Source organism: Christiangramia aquimixticola, assembly GCF_048285835.1.
GTDB classification, from domain to species: domain Bacteria; phylum Bacteroidota; class Bacteroidia; order Flavobacteriales; family Flavobacteriaceae; genus Christiangramia; species Christiangramia aquimixticola.
Genome location: NZ_JBLVTL010000002.1, coordinates 441,473 through 442,224 on the forward strand (window position 1 = coordinate 441,473; position 752 = coordinate 442,224).

Consider the following 752-nt stretch of genomic DNA (forward strand, 5'->3'; position numbering starts at 1 on the left):
GACATCCGTCGAATTCTGGAAGACCAGCTTCGTTTGGACAAGCATCTTTACGATCCTCGATTCCGTCACCGTCTGTATCAGGACATCCGTTGAATTCCTTAAGACCTGGTTGCTCTGGACACTCATCATCTTTGTCGTAGATTCCGTCACCGTCAGTATCGGTTCCACCAAAGATAAGTTTTACTCCAGCAGCATGTTGGAAATGAGTTGCATTTTCTGTTTCAAATACGTGCTTGTACTTAGATTCTACAGAAAGTGCAATATTATCTGTGAACCAGAAGTTTAATCCAACTTTACCGTTTAAAGTTGCAGCATCAAGGTTAGAGATATCTTCTCCGGCCGGGTCACCAATCCAGGTATAACCACCACCAATACCTACTACAGGATCAATCCACCCGTCGTTAAGCATTGCTCTAAGAGAATAATCTACTCCAAGATCTACTGCGTAATAAGCAAGATCGTCGATACGTCTGTCACCATATTTGTCTAATTGGTTGATAGTACCGCTAATTTCACCAACAAGTCCTGCACCTAAATATCTGGAAACAGAAACTTTAGATACGGCTGGTAAAACATTCCAGTGGTCTCCTGTGTTGAAATAGTCTTCGAACATTCCACCAAGGGGAGCATCCTCACCGGTTGGATAAAAATCAACTGCATTGGTACCAATACCAACTGCCCAAGGGTTATCAGCATCCTGTGCCTTAACCGAAGTAAAGCCTAAAAACAATAAGGAGGCCAATACAATTTTG

The 752-nt window shown here is 42.7% G+C and carries 1 protein-coding gene; it reads right to left on the bottom strand.

Translation table 11 applies throughout. The features are described 5' to 3' along the window. Positions 1-752, bottom strand: a 752-nt coding sequence (locus tag ACNKXV_RS05660; RefSeq protein ID WP_417906730.1) for a thrombospondin type 3 repeat-containing protein, incomplete at both ends; no start/stop codon positions are given.